Genomic DNA, 2682 nt, shown 5'->3' on the forward strand with positions numbered 1-2682 from the left:
GCGCGTATCGAAGGCATTACTGCTGAAGCTGAAGTAGGCAAGATCTACGAAGGCCCAGTTGTGAAGTTGCTTGAGTTCGGTGCTTTGGTAAACATTCTTCCTGGTAAAGATGGTCTCTTACACATCTCAGAAATTTCTAATGAGCGTGTAAAAGAAGTTAAGGACTATTTAGCAGAAGGCCAAGTAGTACGCGTGAAGTTGTTGGCTGCTGATGAGCGTGGTCGTTTGCGTTTATCTCTTAAAGCTGCAATGGCTGATGAAGGTGGCGCGATTGCTCCTTTGGCTGGCGCGACTGAGGCTGCCCCTGCATCTGGCGAAACTGCTTAATTATTTACTAAGCCATTTAGTTACCGAGCGGAGTTCATATGCGCGTAATGGAAATCAAAGAATTTGGCGCACCAGAAATGCTGGTGGCTGCTACTCGTCCTGATCCAGTGGCTCCGGCTGCTGGTACGGGCGAGATTTTGATTAAGGTAATTGCTGCTGGGATTAATCGTCCGGATGTTTTACAGCGTAAAGGCCATTACCCAGTGCCAGCAGGCGCATCGGATATTCCTGGCCTCGAAGTAGCGGGTGAGATTATCGGCGGCGACTTAGCTCACGCCGATAATCTATTTGGTCTCAAAGTTGGCGATAAGGTTTGTGCGCTTGTGCAAGGCGGTGGTTACGCAGAATTGTGTACCGCTCCCATTGCACAATGCCTGCCTTATCCAAAAGGGTTTACTGATCAAGAAGCGGCATCTTTGCCCGAAACTTTCTATACCGTATGGAGTAACGTCTTCATGCGTGGTGAGTTGTCTGAAGGCGAAACCTTGCTAGTTCAAGGTGGTTCAAGTGGCATCGGTGTGACTGCCATTTTGATTGCCAAGGCTTTGGGCCATAAAGTATTCGTGACTGCCGGCACCGATGAGAAGTGCGCTGCATGCGTGGCTTTAGGTGCTGATCTGGCGATCAACTACAAGACACAAGATTTTGCAGAAGAAGTGAAGAAGGCAACAGACGGTAAGGGTGTCAACGTTATTCTCGACATGGTTACCGGTGCTTATGTACAAAAAGAGATTGATTGCTTAGCTGATGATGGTCGCATTGTGATTATTGCAATCATGGGCGGATCAAAGGCTGAAGTAAATACCGGACAAATTTTGCGTCGTCGTTTAACCATTACTGGTTCTACCTTGCGCCCACGTCCAGTGTCATTCAAGAAACAAATTACTCAGCAGTTACATGCACGTATCTGGCCTTTGCTAGATGCAGGCAAGTTGAAGCCAGTAATTTATAAAACATTTACCTTGGATCAGGCTGCTGATGCCCATCGTTTGATGGAGTCTTCTGAGCACGTTGGCAAGATTGTCCTCACTGTTTAAGTATTGAGCTAGATTTAATGCGCCCACTCACTGTTATCGGCAACTGGAAAATGAACGGCAGTCTTGCAAGCAATGCAGACTGGGTCAAGATCGTTTGCCGTGGCATGGAGCAGGGAATGCCTGCTGGGCGCAAGTATGCAGTGTGTGTTCCTTCTCCTTACTTATCGCAGTGCGGTGAGTTAATTCAGAATTGCTCTTTAGCTTTTTTAAGCTTAGGCGCTCAGGATGTATCTGCTTATACTGCTGGCGCTTATACCGGCGAGGTTGCAGCCTCCATGCTCAAAGAATTGAATTGTGCTTATGTGATTGTTGGACATTCTGAACGTCGTCAATATCATCACGAGGTTGATGAGCAGGTTGCAGAGAAATCCCTTCAGGTACTTGATAACGGCATGATCCCTGTAATCTGTGTTGGTGAGTCTGCAGATGAGCGAAATTCTGGTCGTGAGATTGAGGTTGTCAGAGGTCAAATTTCAAAACAAGTGGCCATTTTGCAAGATCGTTTGGCTGACTGCCTGATTGCTTATGAGCCTATTTGGGCTATTGGCACTGGCAAGGTAGCAAGCGCTCAAATGGCCCAAGATATGCATCGAGCAATCCGCTTGCAGTTAGCGGAGTTTGATGAGGATGTAGCTTCCCATGTGGGAATTTTGTATGGCGGTAGCGTTAAACCTGACAATGCCGTTGAACTATTTGCAATGCCGGATATTGATGGTGGATTGATTGGGGGTGCTTCCTTAAGCCCGCAGGATTTTCTGGCCATCTGTCAGGCCTAGTTTTTTTATTTGGAGATAAGCCATGGAATGGTTTAAGACTTTATTGATCGTTTTGCAGGTAATTTCTGCTTTGGCTGTGATCTTGCTGGTGTTGTTGCAGCAGGGTAAGGGTGCTGATATGGGCGCTGCTTTTGGTTCTGGATCCTCAGGCAGTCTCTTTGGCGCCAGTGGTTCAGCCAACTTCCTATCCCACACAACTGCTATTTTTGCGGCAGTCTTTTTTGTCTGCACTTTAGGGATTACTTGGATTGGCAATAAAAAGGAAGTTAGCCCTGGAATTTTGTCTGGCACTGTAGCGCCGGTTGTGGCTCCAGCCCCTGCCCCAGCTGCTCCAGCCCAGGATCCGACTAAGCCGGCTGTTCCAAAGTAAAAAAAGTAGGTTTTAAGCACTCTGTGCCCCTATTTTTGGGGTAACTCAGTGGTGCAATGCAGTAGAATTGATGGGTTTTACAAGATGCCGACGTGGTGAAATTGGTAGACACGCTATCTTGAGGGGGTAGTGGCTTAGGCTGTGCGAGTTCGAGTCTCGCCGTCGGCACCAA

Annotated in this window: 4 protein-coding genes and 1 tRNA gene; all 5 read left to right on the top strand. The window is 47.7% G+C overall.

From position 1 onward, the window contains the following. Positions 1-327, top strand: a 327-nt coding sequence (locus tag B7Y67_RS14760) for a S1 RNA-binding domain-containing protein (protein WP_293599290.1), incomplete at its 5' end; no start/stop codon positions are given. A 38-nt stretch (positions 328-365) separates the two neighbouring features. Beyond that, positions 366-1364, top strand: a complete 999-nt coding sequence (locus B7Y67_RS14765; protein ID WP_215303326.1) for an NAD(P)H-quinone oxidoreductase — start codon at positions 366-368, stop codon at positions 1362-1364. A gap of 17 nt (positions 1365-1381) precedes the next feature. Continuing rightward, on the top strand, positions 1382-2140 hold the full coding sequence (tpiA, locus tag B7Y67_RS14770) for a triose-phosphate isomerase (protein ID WP_293599291.1): 759 nt from the start codon (positions 1382-1384) through the stop codon (positions 2138-2140). Between the two features lie 22 nt (positions 2141-2162). After that, complete coding sequence (secG, locus tag B7Y67_RS14775) at positions 2163-2510, top strand: preprotein translocase subunit SecG (protein ID WP_215303330.1); 348 nt, start codon at positions 2163-2165, stop codon at positions 2508-2510. An 86-nt stretch (positions 2511-2596) separates the two neighbouring features. Beyond that, positions 2597-2681, top strand: a tRNA-Leu gene (locus tag B7Y67_RS14780). Position 2682 lies beyond the last annotated feature (1 nt).

The organism is Polynucleobacter sp. 35-46-11 (assembly GCF_002281105.1).